Raw genomic sequence first — 22,643 nt, 5'->3', positions numbered from 1 at the left:
CGGAGAATCGCAGTCCCCGCAGTCTCGGCGGAGAGGGGGTGATTCAGCGGCGCTGCTCGGCGCCCAGCAGTTCGCCGACCCGGGCCACGGCCGCATCGCGCGACGCGCTGGCCTCGTCCTCGGTGAGCGTGCGATCCGTCGCCCGGAACCGCAGCGCCAGAGTCAGCGACTTGCGGCCCGCACCGATCTGCGGACCCGTGTAGACGTCGAACAGGCTCACGCCCTCGAGCAGTTCACCGGCACCCTCGCGGACCGCGTCGATGACCGCGGCGGCGGGAACGTCGCCGTCAACCACGAGGCTGACGTCCTGGAACACCGCCGGGAACGGCGACACCCGCGGCGCGGGGAGCAGCTGGCGCAGGTCGATCGCGTCAAGGTCGAGTTCCATCGCGCAGGTGCCCTTGGGCAGGCCCGCGCGCTCGATGACGGCCGGGTGCAGCTGACCCGCGAAGCCCACGGCGACATCGCCGACGAACACCTCGGCGCATCGGCCCGGATGCCACGGCAACTGCTGCGCGGGCCGGAGGCTGACCTCCACCCCGCTGGCGCGGGCCACGATGCGCACGGCCTCGAACGCGTCGGCGGCCTCGACAGGCCGGCCCGGTCCCCAGGGGCCGCGCGGCTCGCGCAGTCCGGTCAGCACCGCACCGACATGCTGGGGCTGCTTGGGCAGCGACGCGTCGAGCGCCGCGATCTCCTCGTCGGTGGGGCGCCGGTCGGTCGGGATCAACTCGACGGCCCTGGTTTCGGAGGTGGGTTCGACGACCTGCGCGATCGCGAACAGCGCGACGTCGACCGTGCCGCGGGCCACGTTGCGGCTCAGTGCCTCGAGCAGGCCGGGCAGAAGCGTGGTGGCCAGGTGCGGGCGGTCGGACTCCAACGGGTTGAGCACCGACGTGGTGTTGCGCCGCGGGTCGTCGGCGGGCAGGCCCCAGGTGTCGAAGACACCGGCGGGCAGGAACGGGGTCGGCAGGATCTCGACGAACCCCGACAGCGCCAGCGACTTGCCGATCGCACGACGGCGCTGCTGCGCCGCCGTCAGGCCGCGGCCGGCCGGGGCCGTGGGCAGCACCGACGGGATGGCGTCGAGGCCCTCGAGCCGGAGCACCTCCTCGACCAGGTCGGCGGTCTGAACCAGGTCGGGCCGCCAACTCGGCGGTGTGACGACAAGGACGGCCGGGTCGGCGTCGTCCTCGACGACGTCGGCGCCGATCTGCGTCAGCCGTCTGAAGGCCGCGCCCTCGCGGTACTGCACGCCGGCGACCTGATCGGGCAGGTCGAAGCGCATCCGCACCGGCGGCTGCGACCAGTCCTCGCGCGGCGGGTCGCCGCGCCAGTCCGTCAGCACCGGTTCGACGGTGCCGCCGGCGATCTCGGCCAGCAGTGCCGCGCAGCGATCGACTGCGGCCACCGAGATGGCCGGGTCCACCGACCGCTCGTAACGACGACTCGCCTCGCTCACCAGGTGCAGGCGACGCTGTGTGCGCGACACGGCGGCGGGGTCCCAGATCGCGGCTTCGAGGAGCACATCCGTGGAGTCGTCGTTGATCTCGGTGCTGCCCGCGCCCATCACGCCACCGATCGCGGCGGTGTTGACGTCGTCGACGATCAGCACGTCGCCCGGATCGAGTTTGCGCTCGATGTCGTCGAGGGTGACCACGGTCTCCCCCGGGTTCGCGAACCGCACCGCGAAGCCACCGTTGATCCGGTTGCGGTCGTGCGCGTGCATGGGGTGGCCCAGTTCGAGCATCACGTAGTTGGTCACGTCGACCGCGGGCGAGATGGGCCGGATGCCGGACAACATGAGCCGTCGACGCAGCCACCACGGCGACGCGGCGTGCTGGTCGATGCCGGTGACCGGGCGCAGCGCGAACCGACTCACGCCGGTCGCGGGGTCGACCGTCAGCGGCCAGGCCTCACCCTCGGCGGGCAGGACCGGCACGACCTCGGCAGGGTCGACGAACGGCAGGTCGTAAGCGCAGGCGATCTCGCGCGCGATACCCCGCACCGACAGTCCGTATCCGCGGTCGGGGGTGATGGCCAGGTCGAACACCACGTCGTCGAGACCCATGACCTCATGGGCGTCCGCACCGGGTTCGGCGGTGCCCTCGGGCAGCACCAGAATGCCGGACTGATCACTGCCCAGGCCCAACTCGGCGGCCGAGCAGATCATGCCGTCGGACGTGCGACCGTAGGTCTTCCGCGTCGCGATTGTGAAGTCCCCGGGCAGCGTGGTGCCGGGCAGCGCCGCGACGATCAGGTCACCGACGACGAAGTTGGTTGCACCGCAGACGATGTCGCGAGGTTGCGCCTCCCCGACATCGACCTTGCAGGCCCTGATGGGCTTCTTGAACTCGGTGAGCTCCTCGATCTCGACGACCCGACCGATCGTCAGTGGTCCACTCACCGGGCCCAGCGTGATGACGCCCTCGACCTCGTGACCGACTCGGATGAGCGCCTGTTCGAGGTCGGCGGGTTCGACGTCCCAGTCCGGGGCGCCCACGCGCACGACCTCACGCAGCCAGCTGTAGGGAAGCTTCATCAGGCACCCACTCCGAACGGAAGCGAGAAGCGCACGTCGCCCTCGACCATGTCGCGCATATCGGGAATGCCGTTGCGGAACTGCAGGGTGCGCTCCAGACCCATGCCGAACGCGAAGCCCGAGTACTCGTTCGGGTCGATGCCCGCGGCACGCAGCACGTTGGGGTTGACCATGCCGCAACCTCCCCACTCGACCCAGCCCGCGCCGCCCTTCTTGCCGGCAAACCACACATCGACCTCGGCCGACGGTTCGGTGAACGGGAAGAAGTGCGGACGGATCCTGGTCTTGGCTTCGGGGCCGAACTCCGAACGCGCGAACGCGTCGAGCGTGCCCTTCAGGTGCGCCATGGTCAGCCCGCGGTCCACGGCCAAGCCCTCCACCTGATGGAAGACCGGCGTGTGGGTCGAGTCCAACTCGTCGGTGCGGAAGGTGCGGCCGATCGAGATGATGTACACCGGCAGCTCACGTTCGAGCAGAGCCCGCACCTGCACGGGTGAGGTGTGGGTGCGCAGAAGCTGCCGCGACCCCTCCGGTGCGACGTGGAACGTGTCCGATTCGCTGCGCGCCGGATGGTCGGGCGGGAAGTTCAGCGCGTCGAAGTTGAACTGCTCGGTCTCGACCTCGGGGCCTTCGGCCAGTTCCCAGCCCATCGCCACGAACGTGTCGGCCACGTGCTCAGCCAGGATCGTGATCGGGTGCCGGGCGCCGAGGGCCGCGCGGGTGGACGGCAGCGTGACGTCGATGCGTTCGGCCACCAGCACCGCGGCATCACGCTCGGCGCGCAAGACCTCCAGGCGGGCGTCGAAAAGCTGCTGCGCTGCGGTGCGCGCGACGTTGACCCGTTTGCCGGCGTCGGCACGCTCGGTTTTGGGCAGGCTGCCGAGCGCCTGCCGGGCCAGCGCGAGCGGCGCCCGGTCACCGAGATGCTCGGTCTTGGCGCGAGCCAACTCGTCAAGGTCGGCCGCGGCCGCGAAGGCCTGTTCGGCTGCTGCCACCGCCTGGTCCAGCGTTTCGCCGGACAGATTCACTTCGTCACCCACGGGGTGAGAGCCTCCTGAAAACTTCGTGCGGCACGCCTGTGACGCAAGTGCCGATCATAGGTGACCGGCGTTGATACCCTCGCGCCGTGGTGCGCGCATCGATCGTTGCCGCAGTCGGGGCGTCAGCGGTCGTGCTGGCCCTGCTCGGCCTCACCGTCAACGCCGGATGGTGGCTGCTCGCCGTGCCGGTCGCCCTGCTCGCGGCCCTCGGGACGTGGGATCTGCTGCAAACCCGGCACGCGATCCTGCGGGCCTACCCGATTCTGGGGCACGTCCGATTCCTCATGGAGTTCATCCGACCGGAGATCCAGCAGTACTTCATCGAGTCCAGCACCGACGGCAGACCGTTCGATCGTGAGATCCGCGACATGGTCTACGAACGCGCCAAAGGCACCAAGAGCGATGAACCGTTCGGCACCGAACGCGACGTCAACGCGCTGGGTTACGAGTTCCTGCGGCACTCCCTGCGAGCCAAGTTCGCCCCCGACATCGCGCCCACGGTGCGCCTCGGCGGCCCCGACTGCACTCAGCCCTACGACATCGCGCTGCTCAACGTCTCCGCGATGAGCTTCGGAGCGTTGTCGGCGAACGCGATCCTGGCCCTCAACGGCGGCGCGGCTGGCGGCGGGTTCGCCCACGACACCGGCGAAGGCGGCATCAGCCCCTATCACCTGAGCCCCGGCGGCGACCTGATCTGGGAGATCGGCTCGGGCTACTTCGGCTGCCGGGACGCCGCGGGCGAGTTCGACCCTGCGTCCTTCGCCGAGAAAGCCGCCCTCGATGCGGTCAAGGCCGTCTCGATCAAACTTTCGCAGGGCGCCAAGCCCGGACTGGGCGGCGTGCTGCCCGGCCCCAAGGTCAGCGCCGAGATCGCCGCGACCCGCGGTGTCCCCGAAGGCCGGACGGTGGTGTCACCGCCCGCGCACGGCGCCTTCACCACGCCGCTGGAACTCGTCGAGTTCATCGCGACCCTGCGCCGCCTGTCGGGCGGTAAGCCCGTCGGCTTCAAACTCTGCGTCGGCGCCCGCACCGAGTTCCTGTCGATCTGCAAGGCCATGCTGGCGACCGGGATCACGCCGGACTTCATCATCGTCGACGGCTCCGAGGGCGGCACCGGGGCCGCACCGCAGGAGTTCGAGGACCACGTCGGGATGCCGCTCACCGAGGGCCTGATGCTGGTGCACAACGCCCTGGTCGGCGTGGGACTGCGAGACCGGATCCGAGTCGGGGCGTCGGGCAAGGTCGCCAGCGGCGTCGACATCGTGTCCCGGATCTGCCAGGGCGCCGACTTCACGCTGTCGGCGCGGGCGATGATGTTCGCGGTCGGCTGCATCCAGGCGCTCAAATGCAACACCAATCACTGCCCCACCGGTGTCGCCACGCAGGACAAGGCGCGCGCCCGCGCGCTGCATGTGCCCGACAAGACCCTGCGGGTCACCAACTTCCAGCGCGCGACGGTCGCCAGCGCCGCGCAGATCGTCGCCTCGATGGGTCTCGACAGCTTCGACGAACTTGACCCCTCGATGCTCAACCGCCGCATCGAGGGCCAGCGCAGCGTCACCTACGCCGAACTCTACGAGTGGCTGCTGCCCGGTGAACTGCTCGAAGACCCGGTGCCGGTGTCGTGGCGCACGGACTGGATCGAGGCCTCCGCCGAAGAGTTCCGGTAGCCCGCGACGTCAGTCGTCGGACTCGTCGTCTCCGGCGTCGCGCCGGGACCGCAGCCAGTACATCGTCAGGTCGGCGGGGACGCCGCTGGCCGGCCGGCCGAACATCTGGCGCCGGACCCGTCGGGCCGTGACCCCGAGATCGTCGAGTTCCTCGGCGGTGATGAGCGCGAGCGTGGCATCCGAGACAACGATGCCTCCGCGGGTGGCACGGCCCATTACCCGGGCCGCGATGTTGACGTCGACACCGAGCCAGTCCGAGCCGATCCGCTGCGGCCGTCCGGTGTGGATGCCCATCCGCATCCTCGGCGTATAGCCCTGCACCTCAACGCCTTTGAGTGCATCGCGGGCGGTCAGCGCGGCGCCGACGGCGACCGCGGGACGGGCGAACACCGCCATGATGCCGTCGCCCATGCGCTTGACGATGTGACCGCCGCGTTCGAGCAGGGGCGGTTCGACCGCGGCGGCGACGCGGCGCAGCAGCAGCAGCGTCGCCTCGTCGCCGTGTTCCAAGGACCACGTCGAGAACCCGACCAGGTCCGTGAAGACGATCGTCACCTCCGAGTTCGCCGGGCGACGCGACACCCGTTCGGTGAGCGCCTGCCACATCTGCAGGCCCGCCAAGCCGACCTCGCGGGAGGCGGCGTCACGGTCGGGCAGCAGGCGGTCGGCGGTTCGGGCCGCGGCGCGGGGTGCACCGTCGCCGGCCACCGACAGCGGATCACCGAACTCGGGGTCACCGGGAAGCATCCGGCGGGCACGCCTGACGAACGCGACCAGATCCGGATTGCGGTTGGTCTGGCGAATCCAGTTGGCGGCCCGGCGCTGGGCGACGTCGGCCGGATCTTCCGGTGGCGCAGATCCCGATTCCTCGGCGTCGGAATGCGGGTTGGACTCCACCGCGTCAGGTTAGGTGGTACCGCGGGCACCGGGCAACGACAGCGCGCCCGAGACGCTGCGTACATTTACATCCCCGCTGGTCACGCCGGTGCGACGGGCGGATCGCCGGTCGATAACGGTCCGGCGCGCCACGCCGGATCTCGTTGACAACCCCAGTTGTCAGTCCTATGTTCAAGCTGTCCGGCCACCGAGCAGGAGGACCGATGACCACGATCGCGCCGCACGTCGCCGATGCCGAGCTGGCGAACCCGCTGGGCCCCGATTCGTTGACGTGGAAGTACTTCGGCGACCTGCGCACCGGGATGCTGGGCGTCTGGATCGGCGCGATCCAGAACATGTACCCGCAACTGGGGGCCGGCGTCGAGGACCACTCGATCCTCAAGCGCGAACCGCTGCAGCGCGTCGCGCGGTCCGTCTACCCGATCATGGGGGTGGTCTACGACGGGGACCGGGCGTCGCAGACCGGCGCCCAGGTGCGCGGCTTCCACAACACCATCAAAGGCACCGACGCGCAGGGCCGGCACTATCACGCACTGAACCCGGAGACGTTCTACTGGGCACACGCCACGTTCTTCATGCTGATCATCAACGTCGCCGAGTACTTCTGCGGCGGCCTGACCGAGGCCGAGAAACGGCAACTGTTCGACGAACACGTGCAGTGGTACCGGATGTACGGCATGAGCATGCGTCCGGTGCCCGAGACGTGGGAGGACTTCTGCGAGTACTGGGAGCGCACCTGCCGCGAGGAACTCGAGATCAACCAGGCCACCCTGGACATCTTCGAGATGAAGATCCCCAAACCGAAGTTCGTGCTCATGCCGACGCCGGTGTGGGACCAGATGTTTCGGCCCATGGTGGCGGCCCAGCGGTGGATCGCCGCGGGAGTGTTCGACCCGATGGTCCGGGAGCGCGCCGGCCTGCGCTGGACCCCCGGAGACGAGGCACTGCTGCGACTGTTCGGCAAGGCCGTTGAGATCGCGTTCTGGGCCGTCCCCGACGACATCCGCCTGCATCCCCGCGCGCTGACCGCCTACCGCCGCGCCGAGGGTCGCCTGGCCGCCGACGCCCCTCTGGTCGAGGCGCCGTTCTTCATGGACCCGCCGCGGGACCGCCGGGGCATGCCCATGCACTACGTGCCGCAGCGCCGGTCGCCGTTCCGGCCGCCGATCCCGGCGCCGCCCAGCCCGAAGGCGCTCGTGGGGCGCGCCGGTTCCCTTGTGCACACCACGTTCTCGCTGGCGGCACTGCGCCCCGCAAGGGGCCGTCGGCGCGCCGCGTAGTCTGCTGTCCATGATTGAGTGGTCTGACGTCGACCTTGCCGTCCGTGATGCTGTCCGCCAGTTCATCGACAAGGAGATTCGCCCGCATCTCGACGAACTCGAGAGCGGCGACATGGAGCCCTATCCCCTGATCCGGAAGCTGTTCGCGGCGTTCGGAATCGACGCGATGGCCACGGAGTCGCTGGACAAGCGGCTGGCCAAGCTCCGCGACGGCGGCGAATCGAAGTCCCGCGGCGGAGGCGGGATGTTCGGCAACGCGTCGGGCGGCATGGGCTTCGTCGTGATCAGCGAACTGTGCCGGGTCTCCATGGGCCTGGTCACCGGCATGGGCGTCAGCCTGGGCCTGACCGTGCCCACGATCCAGAGCCGCGGCACCCTGGCCCAGCAGGAGCGTTGGCTGCCCGGCCTGGTCACGTACGAGAAGATCGGCGCGTGGGCCATCACCGAACCCGACTCCGGTTCGGATGCCTTCGGCGGCATGAAGTCCTATGTGGTCCGCGACGGCGACGACTACATCCTCAACGGCCAGAAGACCTTCATCACCAACGGACCCGACGCCGATGTCGTGGTGGTCTACGCCAAGCTCCAGGAGGACGGGGCGGGCGACTCCCCCGCGGACAAGCGTGACCGCAAGGTGCTGACCTTCGTCCTGGACCGCGGCATGGAAGGTTTCGAGCAGTCGAAACCGTTCCGCAAGATGGGCATTCACTCGTCCCGCACCGGCGAGCTGTTCTTCAACAACGTCCGGCTGGGCCGCGACCGGCTGCTCGGCGAGACCGAGGACAACAGCGCGGGCGACGGCCGCGAGAGCGCACGCTCCAGCTTCTCGACCGAGCGCATCGGCGTGGCCGCCATGGCGCTCGGCGTCATCGAGGAATGCCTGCGACTGTCGGTGGACTACGCCAAGAGCCGCACGCTGTGGGGCAAGGAGATCGCCCAGTTCCAGCTGATCCAGCTCAAGCTGGCCAACATGGAGGTGGCTCGGATGAACGTGCGGAACATGCTGTTCCGCGTCATCGAGTCCCAGCAGACCGGCGCCCCGATCTCGCTGGCGGAGGCCTCGGCGATCAAGTACTACTGCTCGCAGGCAGCCACCGACGTGGCGATGGAGGCCGTGCAGCTGTTCGGCGGCAACGGCTACATGACCGAGTACCGCGTCGAGCAGTTGGCGCGTGACGCCAAGTCGCTGATGATCTACGCCGGCAGCAACGAGGTGCAGATCACCCACGTGGCGCGGGGGCTGCTCTCCGACTGAGGGCTGCGCGCGCCGGGCGTCAGCGCCCGGCGCGGGCGCTCTGATACAGGCAGATGGCGGCCGCGGCGGCCACGTTGAGGCTCTCGGCGTCGCCGGGCATCTCAATGCGGACCCGGTGATCGGCCGCGGCGGCGACCTCGGCGGGCAGACCGTGCGCCTCGGGGCCGAACAGCCACGCGGTCGGCCCGGTCAGGTCGGCGTCGCCCAGTTCGGTCTCGCCGTCCAATGTCGTGGCCAGCACCTGCAATCCGGCCCCCTTGAGCGCGGCGAGCACAGCCTCGGTGTCCGGCTCGACCACGACGGGCACCGCGAAGATGCTTCCCGTCGACGACCGTAGGCACTTGCCGTTGTAGGGGTCCACGCTGTGGCCTGCGAGCACCACGCCGGCCGCACCCATCGCGTGCGCGAGCCTGATGAGGGTGCCGGCATTGCCGGGTTCGGACATCCCGACGGCCACTGCGACCAGTCGGGCGCCGGTCAGCACCGTCGACAACGCAGGCTCGGGCGTCTCGCAGACCGCCACCAGACCCGTGGGGGTCACGGTGTCGGACAGGGCTTTCGCGGCGCGTTCGGTGATCGCGTGCACGTGCTGGCCCGTCAGCAGATCGGCGTGCCGCTCGGCTGCGGCCTCGGTGGCGAAGAGCTCCACCACCACACCGGCGCGCACCGCGGCTTCGACCAGATTGGGCCCCTCGGCCAGAAAGCGCCCGGCACGACGACGGCCCGCGAGCCGCAGCAGCTTGGCTGCTGCGACCACGCGGGCCGATCGTTCAGTGAGCGCGCTCAGGCGGCCTCTCCGGAAGGAGCGTTGACGTCCTCCGGCAGGGCGGCCTTGGCCACCTCGACCAGGGCGGTGAACGCGGCAGCGTCGCTGACCGCGATCTCGGCGAGGTTCTTGCGGTCCACCTCGACACCAGCGAGCTTGAGGCCCTGGATCAGGCGGTTGTAGGTGACGCCGTTCGCGCGGGCTGCGGCGTTGATACGCGAGATCCACAGCTTGCGGAAATCACCCTTGCGGGCCCGGCGGTCCCGGTAGGCGTAGGTCAGCGAATGCAGCTGCTGCTCTTTGGCCTTGCGGTACAGCCGCGAGCGCTGGCCGCGGTAGCCCTTCGATGCCTTCAGTACTGTGCGGCGCTTCTTCTGGGCATTGACTGCCCGTTTCACGCGTGCCATGGAGTGTTCCTATCGTCGGTCTAGAAAGTCGAGATTGTCGGGCTGGTCGGCAATCAGCCGTTCAGCATCGCGTTGACGCGCTTGGTGTCGTTGGCCGACACGACTGCGCGACCGTCGAGGCGACGCGTGCGCTTGGTGGCCTTGTGCTCGAGCAGGTGCCGGCGGTTGGCCTTCTGGCGCACGATCTTGCCGGTTCCGGTACGACGGAACCGCTTCGATGCACCGCTGTGGGTCTTGGCCTTAGGCATTGGTCCTCAGTTCTGTGGTTGCTCTGGTGTGTCGGTGGGCTGCGCGTCCGCTCCGCCTGCCGCGCCACCTGGGCGCGGGGTCGGTGCGTCGGCGTCGTGCGCGGCCTTGGCGCGAGTCTTCGCGCCGCGGTGCGGTGCCAGCACCATCGTCATGTTGCGGCCGTCCTGCTTGGCGGACGTCTCGATGAAGCCGTATTCGGCGACATCGGCGCCCAGACGCTGCAGGAGTCGGAAGCCCAGTTCGGGCCGCGACTGCTCGCGACCGCGGAACATGATCGTCACCTTGACCTTGGACCCCGCCTCGAGGAAGCGGATGACGTGACCCTTCTTGGTCTCGTAATCGTGGGGGTCGATCTTGGGACGCAGCTTCTGTTCCTTGACGACGGTCTGCTGCTGGTTCTTGCGAGACTCGCGCGCCTTCTGTGCCGTCTCGTACTTGAACTTGCCGTAGTCCATGATCTTGCACACCGGCGGCTTGGCCTCGGGGGCAACTTCGACAAGGTCGAGATCGGCATCCGCGGCGACGCGGAGGGCGTCTTCGATGCGCACGATGCCTACCTGCTCACCGCCCGGGCCGATCAGTCGGACTTCAGGCACACGAATGCGCTCGTTGACGCGGGTCTCAGTGCTGATGGGGCCTCCCTGGTTCAATCATTTCAGGAGTCCCGCCACCACCCGCCAACAGGCAATATCAGCAAAAAACCCTGCCGAAGCAGGGCCCAGATGCCGACCGATCACAGCAGACGCTGCCTGTTGCGGGCGAACCCGCGACAGAACCGACATCATTGATATCGGTGACCGGACCGCTGTACCCGTAAGGTCAGCGGTGGGAGTGGGACTCCACTTGTCGTGTCCCCGGCTTACACCCGGGACGGTCGCGCATGGAAGTCTAGCAGGCATGACCGATGATTCCAGAATCGCGCCCGAACCGTCCGGCGACGCAGATCCGTCCGAGGCCCCGGTCCGGGAGCTCGCCGAGATTCCCGCGGTCGAAGTCATCACCCGATCGGCCGTGATGCTGATGAGCGCGGCCGCCGAGAAGATCGGCCTCTCGCACGACGACCCCGAAGCCAGCCCGCACCGGGATCTCGATGAGGCGCGCCGTCTCATCACGGCACTCGCCGGGTTGGTCACGGCCTCGGCGGAGTTCCTCGGTCCGCACGCCGGCCCGGTCCGCGACGGCCTGCGCAGCCTGCAGTTGGCCTTCCGCGAGGCCAGCGCCGCACCCGAGGAGCCCGGCCATGGACCGGGCGAGAAGTACACCGGCCCAGTCTGGTAGTCGCGTCCAACGCCACATCGGCCCCCACTGCGAATATCGTTGCGGCCTATGACTGTCACCGCGCGTCCTGTGACACAGGCCGCCTCGAGATTCCACTGGGTGCCCGCTGCCACCGGTTGGACGGTGGGCGTCATCGCGACACTCTCCCTGATCGCCAGTGTGTCGTCATCCGTTCGGGGGCTCATCCGGGTCCCCCGAGAGTTCGTCAACGACTACCTCTTCAACTTCCCGGACACAAGTTTCGCGTGGGCTTTCGTGCTGGCCCTGCTGGCCGCGGCACTGGCCGCCCGCAAGCGAATCGCGTGGTGGATTCTGCTGCTGTACATGGTGGCGGCCATCGGGGTGAACCTCGGCGACCTGCTCACCGGCGACGAATCGTTCCTGGCTGAGATAGGTGAGGTCATCGGCCTCGTGGTGCACGTGGCCGCGATCGTGCTGCTGGTGCTGGCCCGCAATGAGTTCTGGGCACGGGTGCGCCGCGGCGCGCTGCTCAAGGCCGCTGCGGTCCTGCTCACGGGGATGGCCATCGGCATCCTGGTCGGCTGGGGCCTGCTGGAGCTGTTCCCCGGCAACCTCGAACGCGGCGAGCGGTTGGGATATGCGGCCAACCGGGTGTTCTTCTTCGCAGGCGTCGACGCCGACCTCTTCAACGGGCACCACCCGCACGTCTTCGTCAACGCGATGCTCGGCCTCTTCGGCGCGCTCGCGTTGATGGCCGCGGCCATCGTGTTGTTCCAGTCCCAACGCGCCGACAACGCGCTGACCAGTGACGACGAGACCGCCATCCGACGACTGCTCGACGCGTACGGGAAGAACGACTCGCTGGGTTACTTCGCCACCCGCCGCGACAAGTCGGTGGTCTTCGCGCCCGACGGGCGCGCTGCCATCACCTATCGGGTCGAGGTCGGGGTGTGTCTGGCCAGCGGTGATCCGATCGGCGACCCGCGCGCGTGGCCGCAGGCGATTGCGGCGTGGCTTCGGCTGTGCCAGACCTACGGGTGGGCACCGGGCGTCATGGGTGCCAGTTCCACTGCGGCACAGGCCTTCCGAAATGCAGGCCTGTCGGCGTTGGAACTCGGCGACGAAGCCATCCTGCACCCCGACCTCTTCAAGCTGTCCGGCCCCGACATGAAACCCGTGCGTCAGGCCGTGACCCGCGCCCGTCGCGCCGGACTCACGGTGCGTATCCGTCGGCACCGGGAGTTGTCCACCGAGGAGATGAGTCAGGTCGTCACGCGGGCGGACGCCTGGCGCGACACCGAGACCGAGCGCGGATTCTCGATGGCGCTGGGCCGTCTCGGTGACCCCGCCGACGGCGACTGCCTTCTGGTCGAGGCCGTCCGCGGCGACGACGCAGAGGTCGTGGCCATGCTGTCGCTGGTGCCGTGGGGCACCAACGGAGTGTCGCTGGACCTGATGCGGCGCTCCCCCGGATCACCCAACGGAACCATCGAACTGATGGTCAGTGAGTTGTGCCTACAGGGTGAGAATCTCGGGATCAGCCGAATCTCGTTGAACTTCGCGATGTTCCGGTCGGCGTTCGAGGAGGGCGCCCAACTGGGCGCGGGCCCGGTGGCCCGGCTGTGGCGCGGCCTGCTGGTGTTCTTCTCGCGCTGGTGGCAGCTCGAGACGCTGTACCGGTCGAACATGAAGTATCTACCGGAGTGGGTGCCGCGCTACGCCTGTTACGAGGACGCCCGCCTGGTCCCGCGCGTCGGGGTGGCCTCGGTGATCGCCGAGGGATTCCTGGTGCTGCCGTTCGGCAGGCGCAACCGCCAGCACACCGGCCACCACACGTCGGCGCCGCAGGCGCTGGTCGATCCGGCCACGCTGCCGGCGCCCGAGTCCGCGGCCGAGGATCTCGGAGGCCGCCTGCCCGAACAGGTCCGGGTCCGGATGGACAAGCTCAGGACGCTGCAGGCCGCCGGCGTCGACGCGTACCCCGTCGGCAGCGCACCCAGCCACACGATCGCCCAGGCACTCGACGAGGCCGACGGCGCCGAGGTCACGGTCGCGGGCCGGATCCTGCGCCTGCGCGACTACGGCGGCGTGCTGTTCGCGTCACTGCGGGACTGGTCCGGTGACGTTCAGCTGCTGCTGGACAGTTCGATCATGGACACCGCGTCCGGGACCGCGGACTTCACCGCGGCGATCGACCTCGGCGATCTGGTCGAGGTCAGCGGCACGATGGGAGTCAGCCGCTCGGGTACCCGCTCGGTGCTCGTGCGGAAGTGGCGGCTGACGGGTAAGTGTCTGCGTCCTCTGCCCGACAAATGGAAGGGACTCACCGACTCCGAGGCCCGCGTGCGGACGCGCTATGTCGACCTCGCGATCAACACCGAGTCCCGTGACCTGATCAGGGCGCGCAGTCAGGTGCTGCACGCGATCCGAGAGACGTTGTTCGGCAAGGGTTTCCTCGAGGTCGAGACGCCCATCCTGCAGCAGATCCACGGTGGCGCCAACGCGCGGCCGTTCGTCACCCACATCAACGCCTACGACCTCGACCTGTACCTGCGCATCGCGCCGGAGCTGTACCTCAAGAGGCTCTGCGTGGGCGGCGTGGAACGGGTCTTCGAACTCGGGCGGGCGTTCCGCAATGAGGGGGTGGATTTCAGCCACAACCCCGAGTTCACGCTGCTGGAGGCCTATCAGGCGCACGCGGACTACCTGGTGTGGATCGACGGCTGCCGGGAGTTGATCCAGAACGCCGCGTTGGCCGCCAACGGCGCGCACGTGGTGATGCGTCCCCGCGACGACGGCACCCTGGAACCGGTCGACATCTCGGGCGCGTGGCAGGTCAAGACCGTGCACGAGGCGGTGTCCGAGGCGCTCGGCGAGGCCGTCGGCGTGGACACCGACCTCGCGACGCTGCGCCGACTGTGCGATCAGGCGCAGATCCCTTATCAGACCCATTGGGACGAAGGGGCCGTCGTTCTCGAGATGTACGAGCACCTGGTCGAAGACCGCACCGAAGCTCCGACGTTCTACACCGACTTCCCGACGTCGGTGTCGCCGCTGACCCGACCGCACCGGTCCCGGCCCGGTGTCGCCGAGCGCTGGGATCTGGTGGCCTGGGGCGTCGAATTGGGCACGGCCTACAGCGAATTGACCGATCCAGTCGAACAACGGCGTCGGCTGCAGGCGCAGTCGCTGCTGGCGGCCGACGGCGATCCCGAGGCCATGGAGCTCGACGAGGATTTCCTGCAGGCCATGGAGTACGCGATGCCACCCACCGGCGGTCTCGGGATGGGTGTCGACCGCGTCGTCATGATGATCACCGGCCGCAGCATCCGCGAGACCCTGCCGTTCCCGTTGGCCAAACCGCGGTAGCTGGCAGTCGACCGCCGAGGCAGGCAGGCAGTTCACAGCGGGCGGTAAGCATCGCGGTTCACGATGATTCTCGTGACACCGTTGCAGCATCACATCTCCCTGATGCACGGCTGGGTGCCGTTCACCGTCCAGGCGCTCACGGTGGCGGTGCTGCTGCTGGCCATCGGGTGGCGCAGTCGCAGGTGGCGGCTGCTGTGCCTGCCTGCGGCGGCGCTGGCGGGGGTGGGTGCGGCGGCATGGTCCTACTGGCGCATCGCCTCCGACGGGTTGACGAGCGACCCCGCACCCCACCGCCTCTGGGTGTGGATCGCCGTGAGCGCGGCCGCGGTCGTCGTGCTGGTGCTCGGCTGGCATCGCACGCAGTGGTGGCGCCGGGGTATGGCGTTGCTGTCGGTGCCACTGTGCCTGCTCAGCACCGGCCTGGCGCTCAACTTCTGGGTGGGCTACTTCCCCACCGTGCAGACCGCGTGGAACCAGTTGACCGCAGGGCCATTGCCCGACCAGACCGATCAGGCCTCGATCGTCACGACCGCCGAGCAGTCCCAAGAGCGCCACACGTTGCCGAGCAGGGGCAGCGTGGTGCCCGTGAGCATCCCCTCGACGGCGTCCGGGTTCAAGCATCGCGGTGAACTGGTGTACCTGCCGCCGGCGTGGTTCGCCAGCACCCCGCCGCCGAAGCTGCCGACCGTGATGATGATCGGCGGCGAGTTCAACACCCCGGCGGACTGGCTGCGCGCGGGCAACGCGATCACCACGATCGACACGTTCGCCGCGGCGCACGGCGGCAACGCGCCGGTGTTCGTCTTCGTCGACTCCGGAGGCGCGTTCAACAACGACACGGAGTGCGTCGACGGCCCGCGCGGCAACGCGGCCGATCACCTCACGAAAGACGTTGCGCCGTTTGTGGAGTCCAGGTTCGGTGTCAGCGCGGACCGAGCCAGCTGGGGCGTCGTCGGATGGTCCATGGGCGGCACGTGTGCGGTGGACCTGGCCACGATGCATCCCGACATGTTCAGTTCGTTCGTCGACATCGCCGGTGACCTCGCGCCGAACTCCGGTACCAAGGCGCAGACCATTCAGCGGCTCTTCGGCGGTGACGCGGCCGCCTGGGCCTCCTACGACCCCACCTCCGTCATCACCAGGCACGGCCCGTATCAGGCGGTGTCCGGGTGGTTCGCGATCTCCGGCAACCCGCAAAAACCTCGCTCCGGCATGGGCGCTGCCGCGGCCGGGGACGCCGTCGGAGTCGGGGGCCGTGACGCGACGGGCGACCCGGGCGATCAGACCACGGCAGCCAATTCGCTGTGCGCGCTGGGCAGCGCGAACGGCATCGCGTGCGCGGTGGTGGCCCAGCCCGGCAAGCACGACTGGCCGTTCGCCTCCCGCGCGTTCACCGCGGCCCTGCCGTGGCTCGCAGGAGCCGTCGGCACCCCTGGCGCCCCGGCTGTGGCGCTGCCCGGGCACAGCGTGACCACCGCGACGCCGGCCACGGAGGCCGTCGTGGACCGGGAGCCTCTCGCCGCCGCCGGGAAGTGACCGGAACCGGCATCTGATCGGCGCTACTGTTGAGCCATGCCCGATGAGGAGCCCACACCCCGGGACGCGCCGGAAAGCTTTCAGGCCGCCGATGATCCGCCGGCGCAGACGCCGCCCGGTGCAGCACCCGCGCCGCTCCCCGATCCCGGTTACACCGACCGCGGCGTTCCCACCTTCGAATCGGTCCGCGAGAAGATCGAGACTCGGTACGGCACCTCCCTCGGGGCACACGAGTTGGCCTCCGAGACCGCCGAGGCGCGCCGGGTCGAGGAGCAGTACGAGGCGCGCCAGAAGGCGGCCGCCGAACGCCTCGAGCAGATCCGGAAGTCGATGAAGCAGAACGACTCCGACGAGGGACGCGCCTGAGCGGTGCGCACCTTCTCCCCCGAGCAGCGACGTGCTCGACTGGCGCAGCGCCACTTTCTGACCGGTGGCCCCGCGCCCGGCATCACCGACCTCACGCGGTCGGTGGTGGGCCTGCACGCCACCGACCCGGCGACGCCGTACCTCTCGCTGTGGGCCCGGGTGCCGGAGTTCCGGGTCGAGCACCTCGACGCCGAACTCTACGAACGACGATCGGTGGTCAAGCACCTCGCCATGCGACGCACGCTGTGGGTGCTGCCCAGCGACCAGCTGGAGGTGGTGCAGTCCGCGGCCAGTGACCGGGTCGCCGACAACGAACGGCGCAAACTGATCGCCGACGTCGAGAAGGCCGGGGTGGCCAACGACGGCGCGGCGTGGCTGGAGACCGCGGCGCGTGCCGTTCACCGTCACCTCGGTGTGCACGAGCACGCCAGCAGTGCCGAGTTGCGCGCCGCACTGCCCGAGTTGGCGGGCACCTACGACCCCGCGCCCGGCAAACGGTGGGGTGGTCAAACTCATTTGGCGCCACGGATTCTCACGTTCCTGTCGGCGAACGGTGAGCTTGTCCGCGGCCCGAACGACAGTACGTGGACCAACTCGCGTCCCCGGTGGGTCAGCACCGGCGGCTGGCTGGGCCGGCCCGCCGAACCAGCCGACCACCTCGCGGCGCGCGACGACCTGGTGCGACGCTGGCTGCATGCCTTCGGCCCAGCCACCGAAGCCGACATCAAGTGGTGGTTCGGCACGACACTGACGGCCACGCGCCAGGCCCTCGCCGCGGTCGAGGCCGTCGAAGTCGACCTGGATGGGACGCCGGGATACGTGCTGCCCACCGACCTCGACGACGATCCGCAGCCCAAGCCGTGGGCCGCACTGCTGCCCGGACTGGACGTGGCGACCATGGGTTGGGCGCAGCGGGACTGGTATCTGGGCGACCACAAGCCGCATGTGTTCGACACCAACGGCAACGCCGGACCGACCGCGTGGTGGAACGGCCGCATCGTCGGCGGCTGGCATCAGAACCAGGATGCGCGCGTCGAGGTGACACTGCTCGAGGACATCGGCCGACAGGGCCGTGAGGCGTTGTCCCGCAAGGCTGACGAGCTGACCGCCTGGCTGGACGGCACCCGGATCAGCCCGCGGTTCCCGTCGCCGCTGTCGAAGTCTGCTCGGTGACCCGCTCGCGGCGAGTCAGCACCAACGGTGCGCCGTCGGTGATCGCGATGGTGTGTTCGCTGTGGGCGGTGCGGGATCCGTCCGCCGAGCGGAGAGTCCACCCGTCGGGGTCGTAGACGATTCTGTCGGTGCCTGCGGCGAACCACGGTTCGAGCGCGAGCGTCAGCCCCGGCCGCAGTCGCAGCCCCCGCCCCGCGCGCCCGACGTTCGGGACGTGCGGATCCTCGTGCATGGTGCGCCCGAGTCCGTGGCCACCGAAGTCGGTGTTGACCCGGTATCCGTAGTCGGCGGCCACGGCGCCGATCGCCGCGGAGATGTCGCCGAGGCGGTTGTCCGGCTGGGCCGCCGAGATGCCGGCCGCGAGGGCCTCCTCGGTGGCCCTGATCAGACGCTGATCCTGAGGCCTTGGCGTGCCGACGATGATGCTGCGGGCGCTGTCCGCGACCCAGCCGTGGATGGAGACCGCGATGTCCATCGTCAGCAGATCGCCGTCGGCCAGGACGTAGTCGTGCGGAAGTCCGTGCAGGACAGCGTCGTTGACCGACAGGCAGATGACGTTGCGGAACGGTCCGCTGCCGAACGAGGGAGCGTAGTCCCAGTAGCAGGATTCGGCGCCGCGTTCGGCGATCAGGTCCCTGGCGCGGTGTTCGAGGTCGAGCAGGTTGACCCCCGGGCGGGCGCGCTGCGCGAGATCGTCGAGCAGTTCGGCGATGAAACTTCCGGTGACGTCCATCGCCGCGATCTCTTGAGGTGTCTTCAGTTCCAACACCGGGGCGGCCTCCTCTGCAATCACGACCCTGGGGCCAAGAGCGGTATGAAAATACCAGCCTAACCGATCAGATCGGTATTTTCATACCGGATCGAGGTAGGGTGGCTCCCATGGTGCGACTCCCCCTGACCGCAGAACAGCTCGCCGCCGGTAAGCGGATCGGCAAGCAGTTGCGCGACGCGCGGGGCGAGCGCACGCTCGCCGACGTGGCCGAGGCAGCCGGGATCTCCCCCGAGACGCTGCGCAAGATTGAGACCGGCCGGTTGGCAACCCCGTCCTTCACGGCGGTGGCGGCCCTGGCGCGCGCACTGGGCCTGTCACTCGACGAACTCGCCGAGATCTGCCTCGAACGCGAGGACCTTCAGCAGACCGGCTGACCGCCTACGCGCTGACCTTGCGTTTGCGGGTGGCCTTCTTGGGTGCGGGCTGCGGTGGTTTGGCCTCCAACACCTCGGTGAGGAACTTGCCGGTGTAGCTCTCCGGCACGGCGGCCACATCTTCTGGCGTGCCCTCTGCGACGACGGTGCCGCCACCGGCGCCGCCCTCGGGTCCCATGTCGACGATCCAGTCCGACGTCTTGATGACATCGAGGTTGTGCTCGATGACGATCACCGAATTGCCCTTGTCGACAAGGCCGTTGATGACCTTGAGCAGTTTTCGGATGTCCTCGAAGTGCAGGCCCGTGGTCGGCTCGTCGAGGATGTAGACCGTCCGCCCAGTGGAGCGCTTCTGCAGTTCGGCCGCGAGTTTCACGCGCTGCGCCTCACCGCCCGACAGCGTCGGTGCGGGCTGCCCGAGGCGGACGTAGCCGAGGCCGACGTCCACCAGGGTCTTGAGGTAGCGATGAATGCCGGTGATCGGCGCGAAGAACTCGGCGGCCTCCTCGATCGACATGTCGAGGACCTCGGAGATGGTCTTGCCCTTGTAGTGCACCTCGAGCGTCTCGCGGTTGTAGCGCGCACCGTGGCACACCTCGCACGGCACGTACACGTCGGGCAGGAAGTTCATCTCGATCTTGATGGTGCCGTCACCCGAGCAGGCCTCACAGCGACCGCCCTTGACGTTGAACGAGAATCGTCCGGGCTGGTAGCCGCGCACCTTGGCCTCGGTGGTGGCCGCGAACAGCGTGCGGATCTTGTCGAAGACGCCGGTGTAGGTGGCCGGGTTGGACCGCGGCGTGCGCCCGATCGGTGACTGGTCGACACGCACCAGCTTGTCGAGGTTGTCCAGGCCGTTGATCCGGGTGTGCCGGCCCGGCACCTGCCGGGCACCGTTGAGCTTGTTGGCCAGCACGGTCGCCAGGATGTCGTTGACCAGCGTGGACTTGCCGGAACCGGACACGCCGGTGACCGACGTCAGCACCCCGAGCGGGAACGAGACGTCGATGTCCTTGAGGTTGTGCTCGCGGGCACCGACGACCGTCAACTGCCGGCGCTTGTCGATGGGGCGGCGAATCTCGGGGACCGCGATGCTCTCCCGGCCCGACAGGTAGGCGCCCGTGATCGACGCCGGGTTCTTCAGCAGATCCGCGTACGTGCCGCTGTGCACGACGGTGCCGCCGTGCTCACCGGCCGCCGGTCCGATGTCGACCACCCAGTCCGAGTGCGCGATGGTGTCCTCGTCGTGCTCGACGACGATCAGCGTGTTGCCCAGATCCCTTAGCCGCGTGAGGGTTTCGATGAGCCGGCGGTTGTCCCGCTGGTGCAGGCCGATCGACGGTTCGTCGAGCACGTAGAGCACCCCGACCAGGCCGGACCCGATCTGGGTGGCCAACCGGATGCGCTGCGCTTCACCACCGGAGAGGGTGCCCGCCGCACGCTCAAGCGACAGATACTCCAGGCCGACGTCGAGCAGGAACCCGAGCCGGGACTGCACCTCCTTGAGCACCTGACCCGCGATGGCCTGCTCACGCGGGCCCAGGGTCAGCGCGTTGAGGAAGTCCGAGCAGTCGGCGATCGAGAGCGCGCAGACCTCGGCGATGGACTTCGCGCCCCGGTCCCCCGCGGCCAGCGTGACCGCGAGGATCTCAGGCTTGAGGCGCGTGCCCTGGCACTCCGGGCACGGGATGTCCCGCATGAAGCCTTCCAACCGCTCCTTCATCTGCTCGGAGTCGGTCTGCTCCATGCGGCGCTGCAGGTAGGCCATGACGCCTTCGAAGTCGGCGTAGTACGACCTGGTACGTCCGTACCGGTTTTTGTACTTGACGTGCACCTGGTGATCGGAGCCCTCGAGGATGGCCTTGCGCGCCTTGGCCGGCAGCTTCTTCCACGGGGTGTCGACGTCGAATCCCATGGCCTCGCCGAGGCCCGCCATCATGCGGGTGAAGTACTCGGCGCTCTGCCCGATCGACCACGGCGCGATGGCGCCCTCGGCCAGCGTCATGTCTGGATCGGGCACCACGAGTTCCGGGTCGACCTCCTTGCGGATGCCGAGGCCGATGCACTCCGGGCACGCACCGTAGGGCGAGTTGAAGGAGAAGGATCGCGGTTCGAGGTCGTCCACCGCCAGCGGGTGAGCGTTGGGGCAGGCGAGCTTCTCGGAGAACCGCTGCTCGCGATGGGGATGGTCATCCTCGCGGTCGACGAACTCCAGGACGACGATGCCGTCGGCGAGGCCCAGCGCGGTCTCCACCGAGTCGGTGAGGCGCTGCTTGGCGGAGGCCTTCACCGTCAGGCGGTCCACCACGACCTCGATGTCGTGCTTCTCCTGCTTCTTGAGCTTCGGTGGATCGGTCAGTGAGTGCACCACGCCGTCGACGCGCACACGGCTGTAGCCCTGGCTGTTGAGCTTGTCGAACAGGTCGACGAACTCACCCTTACGGGTGCGGACCACGGGCGCGAGCACCTGGAATCGCAGGCCCTCATCCATGGCCAGGACCTGGTCGACGATCTGCTGCGGCGTCTGGCGGGCGATCTTCTCACCACAGACCGGGCAGTGCGGCGTGCCCGCCCGCGCGTACAGCAGTCGCAGGTAGTCGTACACCTCGGTGATGGTGCCGACCGTCGACCGCGGGTTGCGGTTGGTGGACTTCTGGTCGATGGACACCGCCGGGGACAGACCCTCGATGAAGTCGACGTCCGGCTTGTCCATCTGGCCGAGGAACTGGCGCGCGTAGGCCGACAGCGACTCGACGTAGCGGCGCTGGCCCTCGGCGAAGATCGTGTCGAAGGCCAGTGACGACTTGCCCGACCCGGACAGGCCGGTGAAGACGATCAGGGCATCACGAGGCAGGTCAAGATCGACGCTGCGCAGATTGTGTTCGCGCGCGCCCTTGACGATGAGGCGGTCAGCCACCCGGACCCTTTCTCAGTACTTCCCCGACGGACATGCCCATCGGCCTTCCCCGACCCTCGTCCATGCTAGGTGCCCCTACCGACAAGCCTTCAGCGGCCAGTAGCGTGATTTCCATGACCACCATCGCGGACACCTACACCGGTCACGTCGAAACGGGCGCCGGGGCGCGACGCGCGCTGCCCGGAGCGACCATCCTGAAGGTCTCGGTCGGCCCCATGGACAACAACGCGTACCTGATCACGTGTTCCGCGACGGGAAAGACGCTGCTGATCGACGCCGCCAACGACGCCGACACCCTGCTGGAGGTCATCCGCGAACATGCCCCCGATGTCGCGCTGATCGTGACCAGCCACCAGCACTTCGATCACTGGCAGGCCCTCGAGGCGGTGGCCGCCGCGACGGGGGCCCCGACCGCGGCGCACGAACTCGACGCCGAACCGCTGCCGGTGACCCCGGACCGGATCCTGGCCGACGGCGACACCGTCACGGTCGGCGAACTCACGTTCGGCGTCATCCACCTGCAGGGCCACACGCCCGGATCGGTCGCCCTGGCCCTGTCCGGCGACGCCACCGGCGGGGTCACCCACCTGTTCACCGGCGACTGCCTGTTCCCGGGCGGGGTCGGCAAGACCTGGCAGCCCGGCGACTTCGAGCGGCTTCTCGACGATGTGAGCGCCAAGGTGTTCGACGTCTACGACGACTCCACGGTGGTGTATCCGGGCCACGGCGACGACACCACGCTGGGTGCTGAGCGGCCTCATCTCGCGGAGTGGCGCGAACGCGGCTGGTGA

At 68.8% G+C, this 22,643-nt stretch carries 19 protein-coding genes; 10 read left to right on the top strand and 9 right to left on the bottom strand.

The features are described 5' to 3' along the window. Window positions 1-43 precede the first annotated feature (43 nt). Both pheT and pheS read right to left on the bottom strand, forming a co-directional pair. Window positions 44-2,542 carry a phenylalanine--tRNA ligase subunit beta gene (pheT, locus tag G6N34_RS09670; protein ID WP_085150612.1) on the bottom strand — a complete coding sequence of 833 codons (2,499 nt, stop codon included), beginning with the start codon at window positions 2,540-2,542 and terminating at the stop codon, window positions 44-46. Then, window positions 2,542-3,582 (bottom strand): phenylalanine--tRNA ligase subunit alpha, encoded by a 1,041-nt coding sequence (pheS, locus tag G6N34_RS09665; protein WP_085150610.1) that lies wholly within the window; start codon window positions 3,580-3,582, stop codon window positions 2,542-2,544. The genes pheT and pheS overlap by 1 nt, the downstream gene beginning before the upstream one ends. An 86-nt stretch (window positions 3,583-3,668) precedes the next feature. Here pheS and G6N34_RS09660 point away from each other — a divergent pair, with 86 nt between their 5' ends. Beyond that, entirely contained in the window at window positions 3,669-5,252 is a 1,584-nt protein-coding gene (locus G6N34_RS09660; RefSeq protein WP_085150608.1) for an FMN-binding glutamate synthase family protein, read from the top strand. 9 nt (window positions 5,253-5,261) lie between these two features. Here G6N34_RS09660 and G6N34_RS09655 read toward each other — a convergent pair whose 3' ends face one another. Next, window positions 5,262-6,149, bottom strand: coding sequence for an adenylate/guanylate cyclase domain-containing protein (locus G6N34_RS09655; RefSeq protein ID WP_085150606.1), 888 nt, complete (start codon window positions 6,147-6,149; stop codon window positions 5,262-5,264). Between the two features lie 203 nt (window positions 6,150-6,352). On the opposite strand from G6N34_RS09655, the gene G6N34_RS09650 reads away from it, so the two are divergent. Together G6N34_RS09650 and G6N34_RS09645 are read left to right on the top strand one after the other, a co-directional pair. Next, on the top strand, window positions 6,353-7,429 hold the full coding sequence (locus G6N34_RS09650; RefSeq protein WP_085150664.1) for an oxygenase MpaB family protein: 1,077 nt from the start codon (window positions 6,353-6,355) through the stop codon (window positions 7,427-7,429). A gap of 10 nt (window positions 7,430-7,439) precedes the next feature. Further along, complete coding sequence (locus tag G6N34_RS09645; protein ID WP_085150604.1) at window positions 7,440-8,684, top strand: acyl-CoA dehydrogenase family protein; 1,245 nt, start codon at window positions 7,440-7,442, stop codon at window positions 8,682-8,684. 19 nt (window positions 8,685-8,703) lie between these two features. Here G6N34_RS09645 and G6N34_RS09640 read toward each other — a convergent pair whose 3' ends face one another. The 4 genes from G6N34_RS09640 to infC are packed head-to-tail and all read right to left on the bottom strand — an operon-like array spanning window position 8,704 to window position 10,756. After that, entirely contained in the window at window positions 8,704-9,471 is a 768-nt protein-coding gene (locus G6N34_RS09640) for a TrmH family RNA methyltransferase (protein ID WP_234812807.1), read from the bottom strand. Beyond that, a complete protein-coding gene (gene rplT / locus G6N34_RS09635; protein ID WP_085150601.1) occupies window positions 9,468-9,857 on the bottom strand; it encodes a 50S ribosomal protein L20 in 390 nt (129 codons plus the stop codon). The genes G6N34_RS09640 and rplT overlap by 4 nt, the downstream gene beginning before the upstream one ends. Before the next feature lie 53 nt (window positions 9,858-9,910). Further along, the gene (gene rpmI / locus G6N34_RS09630; RefSeq protein ID WP_068248751.1) at window positions 9,911-10,105 is read right to left on the bottom strand and encodes a 50S ribosomal protein L35; all 195 of its coding nucleotides are present in this window, start codon (window positions 10,103-10,105) and stop codon (window positions 9,911-9,913) included. A gap of 6 nt (window positions 10,106-10,111) precedes the next feature. Further along, complete coding sequence (gene infC, locus G6N34_RS09625; RefSeq protein ID WP_109788370.1) at window positions 10,112-10,756, bottom strand: translation initiation factor IF-3; 645 nt, start codon at window positions 10,754-10,756, stop codon at window positions 10,112-10,114. 247 nt (window positions 10,757-11,003) lie between these two features. Between infC and G6N34_RS09620 the strand changes: the two genes are divergently transcribed. From G6N34_RS09620 to G6N34_RS09600, 5 genes are all read left to right on the top strand, one after another. Then, window positions 11,004-11,384: a DUF1844 domain-containing protein gene (locus G6N34_RS09620; RefSeq protein WP_085150599.1), complete on the top strand. Its 381-nt coding sequence runs from the start codon at window positions 11,004-11,006 to the stop codon at window positions 11,382-11,384. A 48-nt stretch (window positions 11,385-11,432) separates the two neighbouring features. Beyond that, complete coding sequence (lysX, locus tag G6N34_RS09615; RefSeq protein WP_085150597.1) at window positions 11,433-14,714, top strand: bifunctional lysylphosphatidylglycerol synthetase/lysine--tRNA ligase LysX; 3,282 nt, start codon at window positions 11,433-11,435, stop codon at window positions 14,712-14,714. 63 nt (window positions 14,715-14,777) lie between these two features. Next, entirely contained in the window at window positions 14,778-16,250 is a 1,473-nt protein-coding gene (locus G6N34_RS09610) for an alpha/beta hydrolase (protein WP_179965737.1), read from the top strand. Window positions 16,251-16,286: 36 nt separating this feature from the next. Continuing rightward, window positions 16,287-16,616: a hypothetical protein gene (locus G6N34_RS09605; RefSeq protein WP_085150595.1), complete on the top strand. Its 330-nt coding sequence runs from the start codon at window positions 16,287-16,289 to the stop codon at window positions 16,614-16,616. 3 nt (window positions 16,617-16,619) lie between these two features. After that, the gene (locus G6N34_RS09600) at window positions 16,620-17,789 is read left to right on the top strand and encodes a winged helix DNA-binding domain-containing protein (RefSeq protein ID WP_085150593.1); all 1,170 of its coding nucleotides are present in this window, start codon (window positions 16,620-16,622) and stop codon (window positions 17,787-17,789) included. Here the strand turns inward: G6N34_RS09600 and map are convergent. Next, complete coding sequence (gene map / locus G6N34_RS09595) at window positions 17,746-18,558, bottom strand: type I methionyl aminopeptidase (protein ID WP_085150658.1); 813 nt, start codon at window positions 18,556-18,558, stop codon at window positions 17,746-17,748. The genes G6N34_RS09600 and map overlap by 44 nt on opposite strands. Before the next feature lie 110 nt (window positions 18,559-18,668). Here map and G6N34_RS09590 point away from each other — a divergent pair, with 110 nt between their 5' ends. Further along, the gene (locus G6N34_RS09590) at window positions 18,669-18,935 is read left to right on the top strand and encodes a helix-turn-helix domain-containing protein (RefSeq protein ID WP_085150591.1); all 267 of its coding nucleotides are present in this window, start codon (window positions 18,669-18,671) and stop codon (window positions 18,933-18,935) included. 4 nt (window positions 18,936-18,939) lie between these two features. Here G6N34_RS09590 and uvrA read toward each other — a convergent pair whose 3' ends face one another. Continuing rightward, window positions 18,940-21,852, bottom strand: a complete 2,913-nt coding sequence (gene uvrA / locus G6N34_RS09585) for an excinuclease ABC subunit UvrA (RefSeq protein ID WP_085150589.1) — start codon at window positions 21,850-21,852, stop codon at window positions 18,940-18,942. A gap of 113 nt (window positions 21,853-21,965) precedes the next feature. Between uvrA and G6N34_RS09580 the strand changes: the two genes are divergently transcribed. Continuing rightward, entirely contained in the window at window positions 21,966-22,643 is a 678-nt protein-coding gene (locus G6N34_RS09580; RefSeq protein WP_085150587.1) for an MBL fold metallo-hydrolase, read from the top strand.

The sequence above is a fragment of the Mycolicibacterium confluentis genome, from assembly GCF_010729895.1.
Classification (GTDB): domain Bacteria; phylum Actinomycetota; class Actinomycetes; order Mycobacteriales; family Mycobacteriaceae; genus Mycobacterium; species Mycobacterium confluentis.
The sequence above is the reverse complement of the archived record's forward strand: the minus strand, read 5'-3'. Positions and strand labels throughout refer to the sequence as shown.